Source organism: Paenibacillus sp. FSL R5-0914, from assembly GCF_038004525.1.
Classification (GTDB): Bacteria; Bacillota; Bacilli; order Paenibacillales; family Paenibacillaceae; genus Paenibacillus_AQ.
In genome coordinates, this window is the sequence record NZ_JBBORH010000001.1 from 2016726 (window position 1) to 2036016 (window position 19291).

Consider the following 19291-nt stretch of genomic DNA (forward strand, 5'->3'; position numbering starts at 1 on the left):
CCATTAATAGTGTCTTTGTGATTTATCGAAATAACATATATAATTTGTATGCAATTGTATATAGCCGAATTTCAGGTGAAAACGGGGGAACCATAAGAAGTAATGAAAAGATGAGTATACGCCATAGGCGTTGTCTTTATTCATCAGGGGTGAATTTCGTTCTAGGAACGAATAGGGCAGCCTGCACAGTCCGAATCCGTCAGCTAACCTCGTAGGCTAATTTACTGCAGGAACCAAGGGTAGCATTGGTTTTCCAGTGCTTTTTTTGTTGGAATTCTTTAAATTTTGATAAGAGGGTGAGCGTAGTGGCTTCACAGTTTCGCAGGGTTTCTGAATCAAAGTTCCTGAAGCTCTCTCCGCCTCAGATTATGGTGCTTGGTTTTGCATCGATCATTCTGATTGGAGCCTTGCTGCTTATGCTTCCCATTTCAAGTACCAGTGGGAATGTTGTGAGTTTTATTGATGCGTTGTTTACTGCAACATCGGCCACCTGTGTGACAGGACTTGTGGTGCTGGACACCGGTACGACATTCACCATTTTTGGGAAAACCGTAATTATGGTGCTTATCCAGGTTGGTGGCTTAGGGTTTATGACAATGGCGACCTTATTTGCCATGATGATGAAACGCAAAATTTCCTTGCGGGACAGACTGATCCTTCAGGAAGCAATGAACCAAGGCTCTATGGAGGGGATTGTTCGACTGATCCGGAGAGTACTTATTTATTCCTTGGTCATCGAAGGCTGTGCAGCGGTGCTTCTGTCCATACGCTGGGCGTTTGATATGCCACTGGGAAAGGCCATTTATTTTGGAATATTTCATGCGGTGTCTATGTTTAATAATGCTGGATTTGATATTTTCGGGGATTTCCGGAGTTTAACCGATTATGTATATGACCCGCTAGTGAACATCGTGGTGATGTTTCTGATTGTCTCTGGCGGTATTGGTTTTATTGTCATGTCGGATCTGGTGGAGTTTCGTGTCAAACGTAAATTATCTTTGCATAGCAAAGTTGTACTCTCCACCACTGCAGGGCTTATTCTTATCGGCGCTTTGGTTATTTTTATATTTGAATTTACGAATCAGCGCACACTGGGGAATTTAAATTTCGGCGGCAAAATATTATCGGCATTCTTTCAGTCGGTATCGCCCCGAACCGCTGGCGCCAATACGGTGGATATTGCCGGACTGCGGCAAGCCTCACAGTTCTTTATGGTTATTCTTATGTTTATTGGTGCATCTCCAGGATCAACAGGTGGCGGGGTCAAGACTACAACCTTTACGATTATGATTGGTGCAGTAATCGCGATGCTGCGCGGACGTGAAGATGTTGTACTGTTCCGCTACCGATTGGCGCAGGAGCGTATCTATAAAGCGTTGACGCTAACATTACTCGCTTTGCTATTGGTCCTCACGGTGTCGATGTTACTGTCCACAACAGAGGATAGTAATTTCTTAGCGATATTATTTGAGACGACCTCAGCTTTTGCCACGGTGGGACTAACCATGGGGCTGACACCTGAACTGTCTATCTTCGGCAAGATTCTGATCTGTCTGACCATGTTTGCAGGTCGGCTAGGTCCATTAACATTAGTGTATGCGCTTGGACCTAAACAGGGTAAACCATTGTATAAGCACCCAGAAGGTAAAATAATTATTGGATAGGAGTTAATCCGAAATGAAAGCACAGCAATTTGTAGTAATCGGTTTAGGCCGCTTTGGCTCAAGCCTTGCACTTGAGCTGATGGAAATGGGCTACGAGGTGCTCGGCATTGATCACCATGAGGAGCGTGTGGAGGAAATGAGCGATCACCTGACGCATGCGGTAGTGGCTGATGCTACAGATGAAGGAATTATGCGCTCGCTCGGCGTACGGAACTTTGACTGTGGGATTGTAGCGATTGGCGACAATATGGAACGAAGTATTCTGGCGGCGATTTTGTTAAAAGAGATTGGAGTCAAGCAAGTAGTAGCCAAGGCGATCTCGATCCTTCATGGTCGTGCGTTGTCCAGGCTGGGCGTGGACCGGGTTATTTTTCCGGAGCGGGATATGGGCATTCGTGTGGCACATCAGCTCGTGACACCCAATTTGCTGGATTATATTGAACTGTCCAAGGATTATAAAATCGTCGAGCTAACCGTTCCGTCTTGCATGAACGGGAAAAGCTTGTCAGATTTAAATACAAGAGCGAAATATGGCTGCAGTATTGTTGCCCTGAACCGGGAAAGTGGAATTATAGTGGCTCCAACGGCACATGATCATTTGAGTGAGGGCGACGTTATGGTACTCATTGGTTCTAATGAAAGTATTGATCGATTTGAGGATGAAGTTGTAAACCAAGATTAAATAGATAAGCCCTCCGTCCTTTACATGGGACGGAGGGCTTTTTTAATTAAGGCTGCACGCAGAGGTATGTACTATTTCTCTCGTTCCGTCAGAAACATCTCTTCTGTGACCTGCACGAGGCTGCGGGCCGCTGTGCTCAGGCTCCCATCGTCACGGTAAATCAGACAGGTAGTTCGCTGAGTCTGCTCCAGCTCCTTAATATGCAGAGAGACCAGCCCACCGCCGTTTAACAGCTGCGGACGCAGATAAGACTTGGGCAGTAACGCTGCCACATTGACTGTCGGCAGCAGCCGCACGATAGCTTCGAAGGAGTCAATCTCCATCCGAACGTCTGGATCAATTCCACAGCGCTGGAACAGATCGTCTGTTAGACGTCGGTACCAGGTGCCTTTGGAGAACAGGATCATAGGCAGTCGGGACAGATCATCCATGGTTAGCTTGGTAGATTGATTCAGAGGATGATGCTCAGAAACAACCAGTCGAAGCTGATCCTCAAACAGAGAAATACAGCGCAGTCCAGGTTCTTGAATAGAGGAAGCGATCAGACCTATATCTGACTTTCCTTCACTGACAGAGGAGACAATTTCATGTGTTCGGCCTGTGATTAGCTTCAGCTCCGCAGTTGGGTATTTCTCCATATATGCGTTAACTAGTGGAGGCAGAGTGGTCTGCAGTGAGGTAAGTGACGCCCCTAAGGTGACGAGCTTAGGCTCGCCTTCTTTGTATTTTGACAAAGCCTCCAGAAATTTAGAGCGCTGCTGTCGTTGTTCAAGTGCGTAGGAATAAGTAAGACGCCCAACCTCGGTTAACTCCAGACGCTTGCCATAACGATTAAATAGCGCGACACCCAGCCGTTCTTCCAGCTTGGAGATTTTACGAGATAGGGCAGGTTGGGACAGATTGAGCTGGCGGGAGGCCCGATTCAAGCTGGAGTGCTCCACAACCGCTGCAAAAACATCTAAATCGTCAAACATATTTATGTTCCTCTCGTAGTGCAATCTATAAACAGTAGTGACGAAATTCATAGCCATGAAGACAATACTTCTTGCTCCATAAGGAAATAAAAGATTTGTCGGAAAATGTTGTTTCTCTAAATGAGAATTATTATCATATAAAATCTATTCTTATGCGTTTATTGTATAACGTTTAATAATTAGATTGCAATTCCCTTATAAGGGAAAAAGGAGTAACATGAAAAGTGACACAAGATATTCACATTTTGTGAAAAAGAAAACAAAGTCCGGGAAACCAAGGATAGCGGTAAATATAGACGTTTTGTCATGACATAGTCTACGTTATCCTGTGTCAAATGTAGTTCCGGCGGTGAATACACAATAATGAAAACGCTGTTTTAATCGGAAAGGGGTTACTTTGTATGAAAGGATTTTATTCCAGAAAGATTCATTCCTTGCTAGGCGTTATCCCGCTTGGAGCTTTCTTCATTGAGCACATGATGACGAATTTTGCGGCTGTAGAGGGTGGCGCTTCCGGTTTCACTGACAGCGTGATATGGCTGAACAGCCTGCCGCTTGTCTTCTTCCTGGAATTGTTCGGTATATGGCTACCTCTGCTGTACCATGGCGTATATGGACTGTATATTGCCTATCAATCCAAGCCGAACTTGAACCGTTTCAACATTGAAAGAAACTGGCGTTATACGCTGCAACGTATTACAGGAATTATTACCTTTATCTTTATAGTCTGGCATTTGTTCCAAACCCGGGTTCAGGTGGCAGTTGGTAGTGTAGAGCATGAAGAGCTGGGCGGTCTGATGCATGATATCGTGACTCAACCACTGATGTTGACACTGTACATTATCGGTATCGTTGCAGCATGCTTTCACTTCTCAAACGGCCTATGGTCTTTCTTGATCAGCTGGGGAATCACGGTAGGACCTCGTTCACAGCGGGTATCCTCTTACCTTTGTCTCGGTATATTTGTTCTTGTAACGTTTATGTTCCTCATTTCGCTAGTCACTTTCCGTGATGCTGAATTTCAAACCGCAGCTTCCATAGCTCAGTCCATAAAGACTTTCATCTAAGTAATTATCCTCTCAGGACTAGATTCCAGAATCCTTTCTGATATTTTCAATAAAGGGAGTGAACTATCATGGCAACAGCAAATATCATTATCGTGGGTGGCGGTCTGGCCGGCCTGATGGCTACCATCAAGGCAGCGGAGTCCGGTGCGCATGTTCAATTATTCTCATTAGTGCCTGTAAAAAGATCACACTCCGTTTGTGCGCAAGGCGGCATCAACGGCGCGGTAAATACGAAAGGGGAGGGCGACTCTCCTTGGGAGCACTTCGACGATACCGTTTACGGCGGTGACTTCCTGGCGAATCAGCCACCGGTCAAGGCGATGTGTGAAGCAGCACCGGGTATCATCCACCTTATGGACCGGATGGGCGTAATGTTCAACCGCACACCTGAGGGATTACTCGACTTCCGTCGTTTCGGCGGAACGAAGCGTCACCGCACTGCATTTGCTGGCGCAACGACAGGCCAACAGCTTTTGTATGCGCTGGATGAGCAAGTGCGCCGCTGGGAGTCCGAAGGTCTTGTAACGAAACGTGAGAACTGGGAGTTCCTCTCGGCCATCGTCGACGACGAAGGTGTATGCCGCGGCATAAGTGCCCAGAATCTCAAGACGATGGAGATTGAGACTTTTCCTGCAGACGCTGTTATTTTGGCTAGCGGCGGGCCTGGTATTATTTTTGGTAAAACAACGAACTCCGTAATTAATACAGGCACAGCAGCAAGTGCGGTGTACCAACAGGGCGTACATTATGCCAACGGAGAATTTATCCAGATTCACCCAACGGCTATTCCAGGAGATGACAAGCTCCGCTTAATGTCGGAATCAGCACGTGGTGAAGGCGGCCGCATCTGGACTTATAAAGATGGAAAGCCGTGGTATTTCCTTGAAGAGAAATATCCAGCCTATGGTAACTTGGTGCCGCGCGATATTGCTACACGTGAGATTTTTAATGTGTGTGTGGATCAAGGGCTGGGCATTAACGGTGAGAACATGGTGTATTTGGATCTCTCTCACAAGGACCCGAAAGAGCTGGACGTGAAGCTTGGCGGGATTATTGAAATTTACGAAAAATTCATGGGGGATGACCCTCGTAAAATACCGATGAAAATCTTCCCGGCTGTGCACTATTCCATGGGCGGTATGTGGGTTGATTACAACCAAATGACAAACATTCCTGGTCTGTTTGCGGCAGGCGAATGTGAATATCAATATCATGGAGCGAATCGTCTAGGCGCTAACTCTCTGGTATCTGCCATTTACGGTGGTATGGTTGCTGGACCAAAGGCTGTTGAATACATTAAAGGTCTGAAGAAATCGTCACAAGATATCTCTTCTTCTGTATATGATAGCTTCCACAAAAAGCAGACGGACAAATATGAGTCTCTGCTAGCGATGTCAGGTACAGAGAATGCTTATGTGATTCACAAGGAACTGGGTGAATGGATGACCGCCAATATGACGGTTGTACGGCACAATCCGAAGCTGGAAGCGACCATTGGCAAAATCAAAGAGCTTAAAGAACGCTATCGCAATATCAATATGAACGATACGTCACGCTGGAATAACCAAGGTGTAGCTTTCACCCGTCAGCTATGGAACATGCTGGAGCTGTCCGAAGCGATGACACTGGGAGCGCTTATGCGCAATGAGAGCCGCGGCGCTCATTACAAGCCGGAATTCCCGGATCGTAATGATGAGGAATTCTTGAAGACCACGAAAGCAGCTTGGACTGCAGACGGTCCGCAAATCTCTTACGACGAAGTCGATGTCTCACTGATCCCTCCACGGGTCCGTGATTATTCGAAGGATTAATCTTTCCAGCAGTGAAACAGCTTGCGAGGCAAGCTTAATGAAATAAAATTAGGCAATTTGAGGAGGGAACCATTATGGCGGAAACTGCTACAGCTCCCAAAAACGTAAAGTTTATCATCACCCGCCAGGACGATCCACAAAGCTCATCTTATGTTGAGGAATTTGAGCTCCCTTATCGTCCGGGTATGAATGTAATCAGTGCTTTGATGGAAATTCAGCGTAACCCTGTGAATGCCAAAGGTGACAGCACCGTTCCTGTATGCTGGGATTCCAACTGTCTAGAAGAAGTATGCGGAGCTTGCTCGATGGTGATCAACGGCAAACCTCGCCAAGCCTGCGCAGCGCTTATAGACAATCTGGAACAACCTGTACGCATTGAGCCAATGAAGACATTTCCGGTGGTGCGTGACTTAGTGATTGACCGTACCCGGATGTTCAACGCACTGAAACGAGTAAAGGCCTGGATTCCAATCGATGGTACGTATGACCTTGGGCCGGGACCACGTATGCCGGAGAAGAAACGGCAGTGGGCTTATGAATTATCTAAGTGTATGACTTGCGGCGTATGCTTGGAAGCTTGTCCGAATGTCAACGAGAAGACGGATTTCATCGGACCCGCTGCCATCTCTCAAGTACGCCTGTTCAATGCTCATCCTACGGGTGAAATGAATGCGGATGAAAGATTGGACGCATTGATGGAAGATGGCGGTATTGACGGTTGTGGTAACTCACAGAACTGTGTGCGCGCTTGTCCAAAAGGTATTCCTCTTACCACCTCCATTGCAGAAATTAATAAGCAGACGACAAAACATATGTTCAAACGCTGGTTAGGTGTGTAATAAGTAGTACCGCCGGATCTTTAATATTGAGCTATCCTCAATGGTGGATTTATATTCGCTGAGGATAGCTTTTTTGTTTATAATTGGTAGGGAATAGGAAATTCGTCTAGCTCAGAAGAATGAATAGCATATGCTATAATATCCATTGTTAACGTACGTTAGGTGTGGAACAACAGGGAGGAATAATCGTGATTTGTCGGGAGCATGATGGAGCAATTGTAATGGTTAAACAGCATGATCACGGGAAGTTAGCTGGAGAGCTTGCCATTTGGTTTAAGGAAGAGCATGTGCCAGAAGAAGGACGCCGGGATGAGGTGCTTTGGGCGGTAGCTGAACATGACCGGGGCTGGATTGATCTGGATGAGACGCCCTTTTGGAACGATGCGGAACACGCGCCCTACAGCTTTATTGATTTTCCTGTAGTGCCGAAACTGACCTTTTATAAGCGAGGACTTGATGAGATCGAGGCGCGGACACCTTACGGAGCGCTTTTGTGCAGCTTGCATTTTGAACGACTCATTAAGATTTCGGGACTGGATTATCCAGAACTGACTTTATATCAAGAGCATGAAGAGGAACGTAGATCCCGTATTCACCGAGAACTGGAAGTATCCAAACCGATTGGTGAAGATGAGCTGTATTATGATGCCCGTCTTTTGGAATTCTGCGATGACTTATCTCTATATTTGGCTTTAAATGAACCGGGTAGCCCGAAATCTGAGGAGCATCCATGGTGGCGTGAAGGATTCTCTGGCAGTGAAGATTTCAGTTTTACGTCAGGTCGTACGATAACCGTGGAGTGGAAAGATAAGTCAACGTTAGTGCTGGATCCTTTTCCCTTTAAGAAGACGGTGGAAGTAGCCTTTATGCTGAAACGAGTCCAACAATCAGAAATTGCTAAGAGAGGCATCGCACCCGCATACCGTGATACGCCAGAGGAAGAATGTAGAATTGTACTGACGGCTCTAAACGAAAGCTGAAGGGAAGGAGAAACTCCGTATGAAGATACAATCGTCTGGGGCTTCTCCCAATAAGAAAAATAATCATTCAGGTAAAGGCACCCACTCTAGCGCCTCTGGCCGTCGATCTAAGGGCAAGACAACAATGACCCGCCGGCAATTCCTGGTTCGAGGTGCGGCTACTGTAATCGGCGCAGGCTTGCTCACAAGTGGTTACGCTTGGCAAGGGGAGCCCAACTGGATTCAGGTTACTAAGCTGAAGTTGTCCTTCAAAGATATTCCCTCTGCTTTTTCAGGCATGAAGGTTGTCCATTTCAGTGATACTCACCTTGGGTTTAATAAGGATGCCCGTGATCTGGCTCGACTTGCAGAACGTATCGCTAAGGAGGAACCGGATCTTATATGCTTTACAGGTGACATCGTGGACAGCAACCCTGAGGATCTTGTAGATGCCATACCTGTATTGGCAGAGCTGAATGCTCCACTAGGAAAATATGCGGTGCTAGGCAACCATGATTTCAAGAATACGAAGCGGATTATCGAGTTGTTTACATCTGCTGGGTTCCGGGTGCTAAGGAATGAATCTTATCTTCTAAAAAGAGGCGGGGCAGTTATGGCTGTGACCGGACTGGATGATCTGCTGCATGGCGAGCCTGACCCTGTGAAGGCACTCAAGGGTGTGCCTGCAGGAACCTTTACCGTTCTGATGATGCATGAACCGGATTATGCTGATATAGCAGAGGCTCATTCATTTCACTTACAGCTATCCGGGCACAGCCATGGAGGACAGATTCGCCTGCCGTTTGTAGGTGCGCCATTCACCCCTTATGGGTCTCAAAAGTACATAAATGGATTGTATTATACAGATATCAAGCGCATGCCAGTGTATGTGAATAGAGGTTTTGGCGAAACAGTCATGCCTTTTCGTTTTCTATGTAGGCCTGAATTAACGGTGATGACACTGCACCATTCATCGGATGAATAGGCTGATATTTTAGCTGCATGGAGGAGAGAGTATGAGCACTTATGAGGCAGTATCGTTCCAGACGCAACAAGGTGTGGCGGTTGACCTTAGGATGATTCCGCCCGAGGATGCCTGTCATTTGCAGCAACTGCTCTCCCACCCAGAAGTGCAAGCTCATATTCAAATACGCACCGGAGCTGGATCAGAACTTGCTCAGGTGGAGAAGCTGGTGAACCGGATGTTATTCGCATTCGATCCTTGCGCGTTACATGCGGGTATCTATTTGAAGGAGCAGCAGAAGTTGATCGGTATTGTTGCTTTACAGCATTGGAACCGCCGTGAGGGCAAGGCCACTTTAGGATATATGCTAGACCCGGTGTACTGGGGAGGCGGATTGGCGACAGAGGCGGTTGGCTTATTTTTAAATTACAGTGTTCATACGCTTGGAATCACGCGGATCGAAGGGCGCTGCCGAGGAGATAATATTAGATCCGAACGTGTGATGCTTAAGAACGGCATGATGCTGGAGCGAGTGATGCAAAGAGTAGGCTCCTTGGACGATGTAATGAAAGTATTCACATTGTTACACAAATGAAATAATGCCGTTATGAAACTCTAACAGTGTCCGGTTAAACTAAGTACATGACCCCCTTTTAAAAATATACTGCTTTGGGACCCGATGATTCGGGTCCATTTTTTTTGTCAGGACCTAATCCGATCGTTTATGATTAACAAACAGTCGAATGAATTGAGAAGGAGGCGTAACATCTTGAATGATGTAATACAGACGTTAATGAATCACCGTTCTTTCCGGCAGTATTCTGATCTACAAGTGGAGCCGGATAAGCTAAAGATAATGATCGAATCGGCCCAAGCAGCGCCCTCATGGGTTCATGGACAGCAGGTCTCCATTATAGCTATCAAGGATCCTGCGCGTAAGCAGCAGCTTTCGGTCTTGTGCGGCAATCAGAAGCATGTAGCAGCAGCCCCCATCTTTCTGGTGTTCTGCATGGACTTCTATAGAGCGAAATTAGCAAGTAAAATGGAAGGCAAGTCTTTTGAAGCGGTAAAAGATGTAGATGCTCTGCTCGTTGGAGCTACAGATGTTGGTATCTCAGTGGCTAACGCGATTGCAGCGGCAGAATCCATGGGACTTGGGATCATCCCTATTGGGGGTGTCCGGCGCAATACAGCAGGCGTTATTGATCTGTTGAAGCTGCCGGAGTACGTATTCCCTATCGTCGGGCTCTGTGTCGGATATCCAGCCGAAGAGACCGCACAGAAGCCGCGGCTGCCGCTGGAAGCGGTGTTTCATGAGGAACAATACAATCCAGATGTGGAAGGTCTCCTGGAGGCGTATAATCAAACCCACCGTGAATATATGCAGCAGCAGGGATTAACGGAGAGAGATTGGACGAGCACGATTGCTCATTTTTACGATATCAACCCGGAATATGGGGATGCGAAGCGCACCCTGAAGCAGCAAGGGTTTACCTGTGACAACCTATAAATAAACGACAATGCACCAAGCGGAGATTGGTTTAACGGAGGGTAACCCCACCCCTAAACCAATAACGCTTGGTGCATTTGTTCAAAATAAAAGAAATCTTTACAGTGAAACTTTAATTTTCTCGCGCTGCTTGTAATAAACCCAATGTGTAAAACCTATCGCTTTTAGCTGTGCAGCTACCGCATCTAGGTCTTCTGCGACTCGGGACGGCTTATGCGCATCCGAACCGAAAGTAACCTCAACGCCAAAATGATGTGCGCGCTCCAGTATATCTTCTGATGGATACCAACCGCCAACCAGCTTGGTTCCGCCTGAGGTATTAATTTCGATCGCCACGCCGCATTCACTAATTACTTGCAGACAGTCATCAATTGGCTTTGGAGCAGGGATTTCTGAAAAAGCAGGATAATTTCCCTTCATCGCATCAATGTGTCCGAGAATTTGAAACATGCCACTGCGGGCGGAATCAGCAATCAATCGATAATAATCAGACTTCACACGAATCTGTTCATTTTTGCTAAGCCCTTTCCAGCGACCCTTGTTAAAGATACTGACGCCACCAACACTATGTACCGATCCAATCACATAATCAAAAGGGTAGGCGGATAATGTTTTGCGGTAAAGCTCGGCATGCTCAGGGAAGTAGTCTGATTCAATACCTAGCAGAACGTCGATTACACCTTCGTATTCTTTTTTGAGGGAGAGGACTTCCTCAACATAGTTTGAGAATTCGGACTTACCCATAGCAATTAGAGGAAAAGCTTGCTCGGAAGGGCTTCCGAAATATGGGGTGTGGTCAGAAATGCCTATTACCCCTAAACCTGCTGAAATTCCGGCTTCGATATAATCTCTAATCGTTCCATCAGCATGGCCACAGCGAAAATGATGTGTATGCAGGTCAAATTTCATCAAGATCAACTCCTTTAAACAAGGTTATGCAATTAGCTCAGAAGTATCGATTCCACTTTTGGGTGTTTTTTATTCAGACCCAATAAATTGTGTCTCCGGCATACCTTTGAGATCACTGAGAAACTGTCTCATGGCTGAGTTCACGTATTTTCCAGACTTCGTTATGACGCCTACAGGATGCGTGACTTCCAATTCAATAATAGGCACAATTTTGAGGGAACCGGCTCGCACCTCAGCGGTCACTGACTGCTTGGAAATAATGGCTGCACCTAAATCGAGTTCTACCATCCGTTTCACTTCCTCGCTGCTGGTCAGTTCCATAATTACCTGTGGCTCTATGCCATGCTTGGAGAATACCTCGTCGGCAAATTTACGGCCCACTGTATCCGGTGAGAGCAGAATTAGCGGGGTTTTGTTTAGGGCTTCTATACCTGCAGTCTTAACTTGAGCCAGGGGGTGTCTAGGTGAGACCACCAACTCGAATGTATCATAATAAAGAATGGAAGTAGTCATACTCGGACTTCGTCCGATCAAATAGCCAATGCCGACATCGACAATGCCATTCTCGACATGTTGATAAATTTGAGACGAGGACATAGAGGAAATAGATGTTTTGATATGAGGGAACTGGTCTTTAAAATAGGACAAAATACGCGGTAAAATTTGAATTGCGATAGAGGTAGTAGTGCCGAGAATAATATGTCCTTGGGGATTATCTTCAAGGTCGGCAAGTCTCTGTTTAAGCTCCTCGACAATCGTCACAATTTGTTCCGCATGCTCCAGAAATACAGTTCCTCGATCGGTTAACGTAACAGGCTGGTTCCGGTCAACCAGCTGTGTTTTGAACTCTTCTTCAAGGCTCTTGATTTGTGCTGAAACCGCTGGTTGGGTCAAGTTAAGCAGTTCTCCGGCCTTGCGAAAGCTCATCGTTTTGGAGATCGTTATTAGTGTCTCCAGCTGGCTGATGTTCATGGAATACCTCCTTTGGACAAGCAAATATGAAAGTGATGGGGTGAAATATTACGTTCCATGTTGGCATTTGATTTAAATTATAGGAGATAATACCCGACAGAGCAATGTTGCAACATAAACAAACTTGGGTTCGAATTCGACATGTACATTAATTTTTGCTGAATTGTGCCGATATATAAAGTATAATAAATCCATATTACTTGGGACTTTTGGTATATGACTAAAGCACGATAAAGGGGGAGACAGGACTTTCATGAAAGCAGAAGTAATTAATCCGTTTTTAGAATCTGCACGGACAGTTATAGAACAAGTGATTCAGGTCTCGCCTTCCACTGGGAATTTAGGCATCAAAGAAATTGAACTGATCGATAATCATATATGGATTCAAGTGGGAATGACAGGCCAGCTGAGCGGAAATATTATATTTGGTATCGCAGAGCAGGTAGCCTTGCGAATGGTATCGATTATGATGGGCGGCTATGTGATTACGGAGATGGATGAGATGGGTCAGAGTGCAATTTCAGAGCTGGGCAATATGATCAGTGGAAATGCTAGTACGATTCTATATAATCAGGGGGTTTCAGTGGATATAAGTCCTCCCCAAATTATGAAGCTTGAGAGCATGTCCTTTTTGCCTCGCAGAGCACTTAGTATTCCATTGTTGATGGATGGGGTTGGAGAGATGGATATTCAGGTGATGATCTCTTAGGCAAGAGTTAGGAGCTGAAATACTTTTTATGGTACTTAAAGATAAGGTTGTTGTGATTACAGGAGCATCCAGCGGTATTGGTGCATTAACCGCACAAATGCTTAGTAAGCAAGGTGCGATTCCGATCCTTGTGGCACGTTCCGAAGCGAAGTTGAAAGAAACGGCGGCCGGTATTCCGGGCGTTTTTGGACTGTATACATGCGATGTAACAGATGCCGACGGTGTACAAGAGACCTTTGCTCAAATTTTGGCGACTTACGGCAGAATTGATATTTTGCTAAATAATGCTGGGTACGGTAAATTCGCCGCTTTTACAGAGATGGAGCCTCATGAGTTTGATGATATGATGGATGTTAACTATATGGGGATTGTTCGCTGTACGAAGGCTGTTGTTCCACATATGTTAGAGCGGGGAAGTGGCCAGATCGTAAATGTGGCTTCTATGGCAGGGAAGATCGGTACAGCCAAATCGGTAGCCTATACAGCCACCAAGCATGCTGTTCTCGGATTCACGAATGCACTTCGTCAAGAGCTGCGGAAGAGCGGAATCATCGTCTCGGCTGTGAACCCTGGTCCCATTGCCACTGATTTTTTCAAAACGGCTGACCCTTCCGGCAATTATGAAAAGAGCGTAGCTCGGATGATGATGACACCGGAACATGTCTCTTCCAAGATCGTAAAGGTCATGGAAACTGGCAAAGAAGAGATTGATCTTCCGGGTCTGGCAGGGTTTGGTATTCGGCTTTACGGTCTGTTTCCTCGTCTGGCGGACAAGCTTACTTATAATGCGATGAACAGAAAATAGAGCCTGCCGTCAGCATTATTGGCCTTCCATTTGGTGGAGAGGCCTTTTTGGCATATAATGAAGATATTATCTCAAGCGAAAAGGATGAATTACACTTATGAATAAAGCTTCTTTTGCGGCTATCGGCATTCAGGAAGACCTAGTTGCCCGATTGTCGGAATTCGGTATTAACGCTCCATCCCCTGTACAAGAGCAGACGATTCCACTTCTGCTGGAGGGAAGAGATGTTATTGCTGCTTCCCAGACTGGAACGGGTAAGACCTTGGCCTATCTGTTGCCTCTGCTTCAAACGATCAATCCGGAGCAGAAGGTGGTCCAAAAGCTGGTGCTCGCCCCTACACAGGAGCTGGCGATGCAAATCTTACGTGAGGCGGAACGTTATGGCGAACACCGTGGGATTCGAGTTATGGGTCTTATTGGCGGGGCAGCCATCAAACGCCAGATTGACAAACTGCGTGAGCATCCACAGCTTGTTGTGGGAACCCCTGGCCGGATTCGCGAATTGATTGGTCTTCGCAAGTTAAAGATGCATGAAGTCAGCACGATTGTTCTAGATGAAGCGGACCAAATGTTTCAGCTAAGCGGAGCCGGAGAGGTAACGAAAATTGTTAGCAGCGCACTGCGTTCACGCCAGCTCGTTATGCTGTCTGCAACCATTGGTCCGGAGACGAAAGCCTTGGCAAATCGTGAAATGAAGAATCCGGCAGAGGTTGGAATTGCTCCTGGTGTCATGACAGCAGAGAGTTTAGAGCATCACTACGTTGTTACTGAAGAACGCAACAAAATCGACATGCTGCGTCGGGTCATCCGTCATTACAATCCAGATAAGGCGATTGTGTTCGTGAATGCGACTGATGATATTGCAGAGGTAGAGGCTAAGCTAAACCATCTTGGACTGACCGCAGCCGCACTTTACGGTGATGCTGATAAAGTAACGCGCAGTAATGTACTGTCACGTTTCCGCGAAGGGAAATTCCGTGTGCTTGTTGCCAGTGATGTAGCTGCCAGAGGACTGGATATTGAGAATTTGTCACTGGTAGTAAGCTTCGATCCTGCCTTTGATTCCGAGCATTATGTACACCGTGCGGGTCGTACGGGTCGGATGGGAAAACGCGGATTATCCGTAACGATTGTGACAGAGCAGCAGACCTTTATTATGCGTAAATTTGCGCGTGAACTGGATATTGCCCTTGAAGAGCGGGAAATGGTCGGTGGCAACGTGCTAGCAGCAGATGAAGCGCGCAACGCTTTGAATAGTGGACGGGGACGAAATGAGAGCAGCGGACAACGCCGCGATGTTTCTTCTCCGCGCAGCAGTAAGCCACAGGTGCGAACATCTGGGAATGCAGGAACTCAGCCGTCTACAACCAGCACAGAGCAGCAACCTGTTAAAAGACTGGCAACGATCCAGACAAGTGAGGCAAGCGTTGAATCACAGCGCGATTCTCAGCGCAGTGTGAACCCTTCTGCAGGCGCGCGTGGAGGTGCTACTCCTGCACGAAGCAAACGCAGCAGCAATGCGGAACGTGAGAAGAACCGTAAGAATAAAGGAGCACCAAAGTGGTTGAAAGACAAAACTCCGAGAGGTGACGGTCAATGAATAATTCTCCCGTATTGCAAATTACGGGCCTCAGTGGTGGATACAGCCTGAATAAGCCGGTGCTGCATGATATTGCACTTCAGGTGCAGCCTGGCGAAATGGTTGGTTTAATTGGTTTAAATGGAGCAGGAAAAAGTACGACCATGAAGCATATTCTAGGATTGATGTCGCCCCATAAGGGCGATATCACAGTAAAGGGCAAGACTCGTGCTGAAGATCCCATCGGATATCACAATGCTTTGAGTTTTGTACCTGAATCGCCTCTTCTGTATGATGAAATGACAGTACGTGAGCATGTTGAATTTACAGCAAGAGCGTATGGGGTAGAACAAAGTGACTACGAAACTCGCACCTTACATCTAGCCAAGCTGTTCCATATGGAAGATAAGATGGACACGTTGTCGACTCATCTATCCAAAGGGATGAAGCAGAAGGTTATGATCATGTGCGCTTTCGTGGCACGCCCTGCGTTATATGTGATCGATGAGCCCTTTTTAGGACTGGATCCGCTCGGGATTCGCTCTCTGCTTGATTTCATGATGGATCTGAAAAAATCAGGCTCCTCTATTCTGCTTAGCTCTCATATTCTTTCTACCATTGAGAATTATTGCGACCGCTTTATTGTGCTGCATAGAGGTAAGGTGATTGCTCAGGGAACGCTGGCAGAAATTGCGGCAACCACTGGACTACAGGGGCTGACTTTGGAGCAGCTGTTCTACGAGCTGGTTCAGGGAGGGAAATAATATGGATTTGAAAGAGCTGCGGCGCACGCGGCGAGGTCGATTCATGGGAAGTATGCTTCCTTATGTGGGATATATCATTCAAAGCGGCGTAGCTATGGTCTTCCTCTTTGTGTTGATTGTCTTCTCTGCTTGGTATACATCGTTGTTACAGAATGTGCCTGAAGGTATTCCCATCCGCTGGATTATGCTTGCAATACTGCTGCCTGCAGCAGTAAATAGCAGCTTCCGCACCTATTTGCAGACTCCGGATACGATCTTTCTATTGCCTCAAGGACATCGAATGAAGGAATATTTCGCACCTTCGTGGGTGAGTGGGAACGTATGGAAGATTGTTCGATTGTTATTTGTACTCATTACCCTTTGGCCGTTGTACATACGTACAGATGACTCGCCTAAGCGGCTGTTATTTACAATATTGATTCTGATTGCTGTGAAGCTAATCGCGAGTTACGGCTTATGGAAAGAGATAGCTATGCTGTCGCGTCCGATGGCAGGCATATTCACTTTCTTACGCTGGGCAGTAGGAGGATTAATTATTGCCGCTTGGTTGTGGCAGCCTGCCGGTAGAAGCCTGATATTTATGGCGCTATTAGCAGCAGCCTATCTTGTTGCACTATCCGTACCTGGACGCCACGCCGTACCTTGGGAAAGACTAATCGCCATGGAAAAAAATCAAGGTGGACGCGCCCTGATGGTTCTGGGTTGGTTCGTGGATGTACCGGGCCGTGAGCAACGGGTATATCCTCGTCGTTATCTTTCCAAATGGGGGGCTCGGCTGCCTTGGCGTAAGGATACGGCTTACCGCTATCTGCTGACCAAAAGCTTCGCCCGAGGAGATATCTTCGGAATCATTATGCGGATTTCGGTACTGGCTTTGCTGCTGAATTGGTTGAACCATGACAGTTACTTCGGTACAGCCATCTATTTGTTCTTCCTGTTCATTATTGGTGTACAATTGTCGGCACTCCGCAAATTGCATAGTGAGTCTTTTTGGTTGACAGTGTATCCCTTTCCTGAAGGCAGTAAGGCGGATAACACAACGCAATTCGTATTCCGCGCGCATCTGGTAGTGGCACTGATTCTTGGTTTACCTTTCTTAGCCTCTATAGGCGACCGCCTACTACCAGTGATTGGTACCTTTGCAGCAGGGATTCTGGTATCCTTTCTGTTTAAGGGATACTTGTCCCGCAAAGCAGCACGGATGGTTGACGAGGATTTGTAAGAGATTATTTCAAAATAAAAAAGGCTTTCTCAAAAGTAGAGGATTCTACGGATGAGGGAGCCTTTTTTTGTGTGGGGAATGAGGTGTACCACTGGAAAAGGGAAAGAGCTCAAGGCTCTCTCCCGAGACCGTCATCTCTAGTTAGACAAAGAGTGAACGGCTGATGATTACCAGCAGGATAAAGAGAACCAGAATGGCGCCAGTGCTTGTGAATCCACCGCCACAACAACCGTTAAATCCGCCTCTTACTTCTTCGCTCATGTTCATTCCCCTTTCGGTGTGTGTTGTACTTGAGTACATCGTATTGTATGTGCGGAGAGAGAAGCATGTATAGGCCAATGCCGGAGGAGTCCAGAAAAAAATCAGCCCCGTAGAAACGGAGCTGATTGTAAGGAATATGAAAGATTTGTTAAGCTTTTTCCAGATCACGAACGCCTGCGTATACAAGATCAAACAGATCTTCGAGCTGTTCTTCTTCGATACAAGAGAAAGCAATCCGCAGATCTGTTTCACCGAGAGCGATAGTGCCCAGTCCGTAATTATGAATCAGGTGAAGCCGAAGAGCTTCAGCCGAAACAGTATGCAGCTTCAGACACATGAAGTAGCCGGAGTTAAAAGGATAATACGTCCATACGTCATCGCCGTATTTGCCGCTATCGAGCAGCGCTTTTACTTTATTCGCACGGCCCTTCATGATTTGGAACTTCTCTTCCTTCTGCTCTTCGAATTGTGGAGATTTCAATGCATCCAATACGAAGGTCTGTGATGGGTGTGCACCGCTGGAAATAGTGGCGCGAATGATGCCTAATGTTTTTTGCTCCAATGCAGCCAGCAAACCCTTGTCTTCCGAGGCATAAGTGATGAAGCCAACACGGAAGCCCCAGACGAATTCTTCTTTAGTTGCACCGTCAATTTTGATTGGAAGCACACGTGGGTGCAGATGAGCAAGCTTACCGAATAATGATTCCTTTAGTGAGTCTTCAAAGAACAGTCCGAAGTAGGCATCATCACTTACGACAACCACGTTAATGCCTTCCTCAGCCGCACGAAGGATAGCTGCGACGATTTCATCGCCTTCCTTAATCCCTGGAGTATATCCTGTAGGATTGTTAGGGAAGTTCAGCAGAACGATCGCTTTTCCGCGTTCTTTTTGAGCCAGTAGCGCTTCTTCAAGACCCGCACTGTTAAAGGTCATTTCTTCTGTAAAAAGCGGATAGTTAACGGTCTCCCCATGGCGGCGAATTCCGAAGGTTAGTTCATAGTTTTCCCAGTTCTTATCTGGGTAGATGATAGCGTCACCTGGCTCAGCGAAGAGGTCAGCGACAATGCTAAGCCCATGAGTCAGGGCGTTGGTTACAACAGGATTGCTGATGGTTTTACCTTCTAGCGATGGATTTTCGCGTAGCATCTTTTCACGCCATACAGTACGCAGCTCTGGTTTACCTGCTGGAGGAGCATAACTATACAGATCCTTAGGGCTGTAAGCGGAAAGCTTATCCTGAATGACACCGAGGTGCATAGGTACACCGCCTTCGGTAGCAATACCGATGGTTGCGTTGTATTTCTTGGCGTGAGCTCCTGCTTCAGCAGATTGACTCAGGATACCCTCCTTAGGGAAGTAAATTTCTTTGCCAAGCGTAGAGAGCATATCATATACATGTTCATTTCCTGCTTTGATACTTTCGTTTAATTGTCCAGCTAGTGGATTCATCAGTTTCATCCTTCCAGGGTTCTTTGGGGATACATACTGTTAACATTGCCTAACATTATATCACCGCCACTTGCAACCGTCACTTGGAAAGATACGTTTTTTTAAAATTTAAGGAAGTTTAAGTTTTACACTATACGTAGCGCTTATTTT

The 19291-nt window shown here is 46.5% G+C and carries 19 protein-coding genes and 1 riboswitch; of the genes, 14 read left to right on the forward strand and 5 right to left on the reverse strand.

The window, feature by feature from the left end:
• Window positions 1-52 precede the first annotated feature (52 nt).
• A riboswitch (cyclic di-AMP (ydaO/yuaA leader) is annotated at window positions 53-234 on the forward strand.
• Between the two features lie 134 nt (window positions 235-368).
• Together MKX60_RS08910 and MKX60_RS08915 are read left to right on the forward strand one after the other, a co-directional pair.
• Entirely contained in the window at window positions 369-1664 is a 1296-nt protein-coding gene (locus tag MKX60_RS08910; RefSeq protein ID WP_076300399.1) for a TrkH family potassium uptake protein, read from the forward strand.
• A gap of 13 nt (window positions 1665-1677) precedes the next feature.
• On the forward strand, window positions 1678-2346 hold the full coding sequence (locus MKX60_RS08915; protein WP_042191554.1) for a potassium channel family protein: 669 nt from the start codon (window positions 1678-1680) through the stop codon (window positions 2344-2346).
• A 71-nt stretch (window positions 2347-2417) separates the two neighbouring features.
• Here the strand turns inward: MKX60_RS08915 and MKX60_RS08920 are convergent, their stop codons facing one another.
• On the reverse strand, window positions 2418-3320 hold the full coding sequence (locus MKX60_RS08920) for a LysR family transcriptional regulator (protein WP_042191552.1): 903 nt from the start codon (window positions 3318-3320) through the stop codon (window positions 2418-2420).
• A 401-nt stretch (window positions 3321-3721) separates the two neighbouring features.
• On the opposite strand from MKX60_RS08920, the gene MKX60_RS08925 reads away from it, so the two are divergent.
• From MKX60_RS08925 to MKX60_RS08955, 7 genes are all read left to right on the forward strand, one after another.
• The gene (locus MKX60_RS08925) at window positions 3722-4387 is read left to right on the forward strand and encodes a succinate dehydrogenase cytochrome b558 subunit (RefSeq protein WP_042130879.1); all 666 of its coding nucleotides are present in this window, start codon (window positions 3722-3724) and stop codon (window positions 4385-4387) included.
• 68 nt (window positions 4388-4455) lie between these two features.
• A complete protein-coding gene (gene sdhA, locus MKX60_RS08930) occupies window positions 4456-6198 on the forward strand; it encodes a succinate dehydrogenase flavoprotein subunit (RefSeq protein ID WP_042191550.1) in 1743 nt (580 codons plus the stop codon).
• A gap of 74 nt (window positions 6199-6272) precedes the next feature.
• Window positions 6273-7037 carry a succinate dehydrogenase iron-sulfur subunit gene (sdhB, locus tag MKX60_RS08935; protein ID WP_042130877.1) on the forward strand — a complete coding sequence of 255 codons (765 nt, stop codon included), beginning with the start codon at window positions 6273-6275 and terminating at the stop codon, window positions 7035-7037.
• 188 nt (window positions 7038-7225) lie between these two features.
• Window positions 7226-8017 carry a DUF3891 family protein gene (locus MKX60_RS08940; protein WP_042191546.1) on the forward strand — a complete coding sequence of 264 codons (792 nt, stop codon included), beginning with the start codon at window positions 7226-7228 and terminating at the stop codon, window positions 8015-8017.
• A 19-nt stretch (window positions 8018-8036) separates the two neighbouring features.
• Window positions 8037-8981, forward strand: coding sequence for a metallophosphoesterase (locus MKX60_RS08945; RefSeq protein WP_076285239.1), 945 nt, complete (start codon window positions 8037-8039; stop codon window positions 8979-8981).
• Window positions 8982-9012: 31 nt separating this feature from the next.
• Window positions 9013-9555 (forward strand): GNAT family N-acetyltransferase, encoded by a 543-nt coding sequence (locus tag MKX60_RS08950; protein WP_076285238.1) that lies wholly within the window; start codon window positions 9013-9015, stop codon window positions 9553-9555.
• A 174-nt stretch (window positions 9556-9729) separates the two neighbouring features.
• Window positions 9730-10470, forward strand: coding sequence for an NADPH-dependent oxidoreductase (locus MKX60_RS08955; protein ID WP_076285237.1), 741 nt, complete (start codon window positions 9730-9732; stop codon window positions 10468-10470).
• 99 nt (window positions 10471-10569) lie between these two features.
• Here MKX60_RS08955 and MKX60_RS08960 read toward each other — a convergent pair whose 3' ends face one another.
• Complete coding sequence (locus MKX60_RS08960; protein WP_149644990.1) at window positions 10570-11379, reverse strand: histidinol-phosphatase; 810 nt, start codon at window positions 11377-11379, stop codon at window positions 10570-10572.
• Between the two features lie 69 nt (window positions 11380-11448).
• Window positions 11449-12351 carry a LysR family transcriptional regulator gene (locus MKX60_RS08965; protein WP_042191539.1) on the reverse strand — a complete coding sequence of 301 codons (903 nt, stop codon included), beginning with the start codon at window positions 12349-12351 and terminating at the stop codon, window positions 11449-11451.
• Window positions 12352-12604: 253 nt separating this feature from the next.
• On the opposite strand from MKX60_RS08965, the gene MKX60_RS08970 reads away from it, so the two are divergent.
• The 5 genes from MKX60_RS08970 to MKX60_RS08990 all read left to right on the forward strand — a co-directional run bounded on the left by MKX60_RS08970 (window position 12605) and on the right by MKX60_RS08990 (window position 17430).
• A complete protein-coding gene (locus MKX60_RS08970; protein ID WP_042130872.1) occupies window positions 12605-13060 on the forward strand; it encodes a chemotaxis protein CheX in 456 nt (151 codons plus the stop codon).
• A 28-nt stretch (window positions 13061-13088) separates the two neighbouring features.
• Window positions 13089-13865: an SDR family NAD(P)-dependent oxidoreductase gene (locus tag MKX60_RS08975; protein ID WP_042191537.1), complete on the forward strand. Its 777-nt coding sequence runs from the start codon at window positions 13089-13091 to the stop codon at window positions 13863-13865.
• 97 nt (window positions 13866-13962) lie between these two features.
• Window positions 13963-15465, forward strand: coding sequence for a DEAD/DEAH box helicase (locus tag MKX60_RS08980; protein WP_341059542.1), 1503 nt, complete (start codon window positions 13963-13965; stop codon window positions 15463-15465).
• Window positions 15462-16208, forward strand: coding sequence for an ABC transporter ATP-binding protein (locus MKX60_RS08985; protein WP_076285232.1), 747 nt, complete (start codon window positions 15462-15464; stop codon window positions 16206-16208). Before MKX60_RS08980 ends, MKX60_RS08985 begins: the two co-directional genes overlap by 4 nt.
• A gap of 1 nt (window position 16209) precedes the next feature.
• Window positions 16210-17430, forward strand: coding sequence for an ABC transporter permease (locus MKX60_RS08990; protein ID WP_076285231.1), 1221 nt, complete (start codon window positions 16210-16212; stop codon window positions 17428-17430).
• 141 nt (window positions 17431-17571) lie between these two features.
• Here the strand turns inward: MKX60_RS08990 and MKX60_RS08995 are convergent, their stop codons facing one another.
• Both MKX60_RS08995 and MKX60_RS09000 read right to left on the reverse strand, forming a co-directional pair.
• A complete protein-coding gene (locus MKX60_RS08995; protein ID WP_212567871.1) occupies window positions 17572-17691 on the reverse strand; it encodes a YjcZ family sporulation protein in 120 nt (39 codons plus the stop codon).
• Window positions 17692-17839: 148 nt separating this feature from the next.
• Entirely contained in the window at window positions 17840-19141 is a 1302-nt protein-coding gene (locus MKX60_RS09000; RefSeq protein ID WP_341059544.1) for an aminotransferase class I/II-fold pyridoxal phosphate-dependent enzyme, read from the reverse strand.
• Window positions 19142-19291 lie beyond the last annotated feature (150 nt).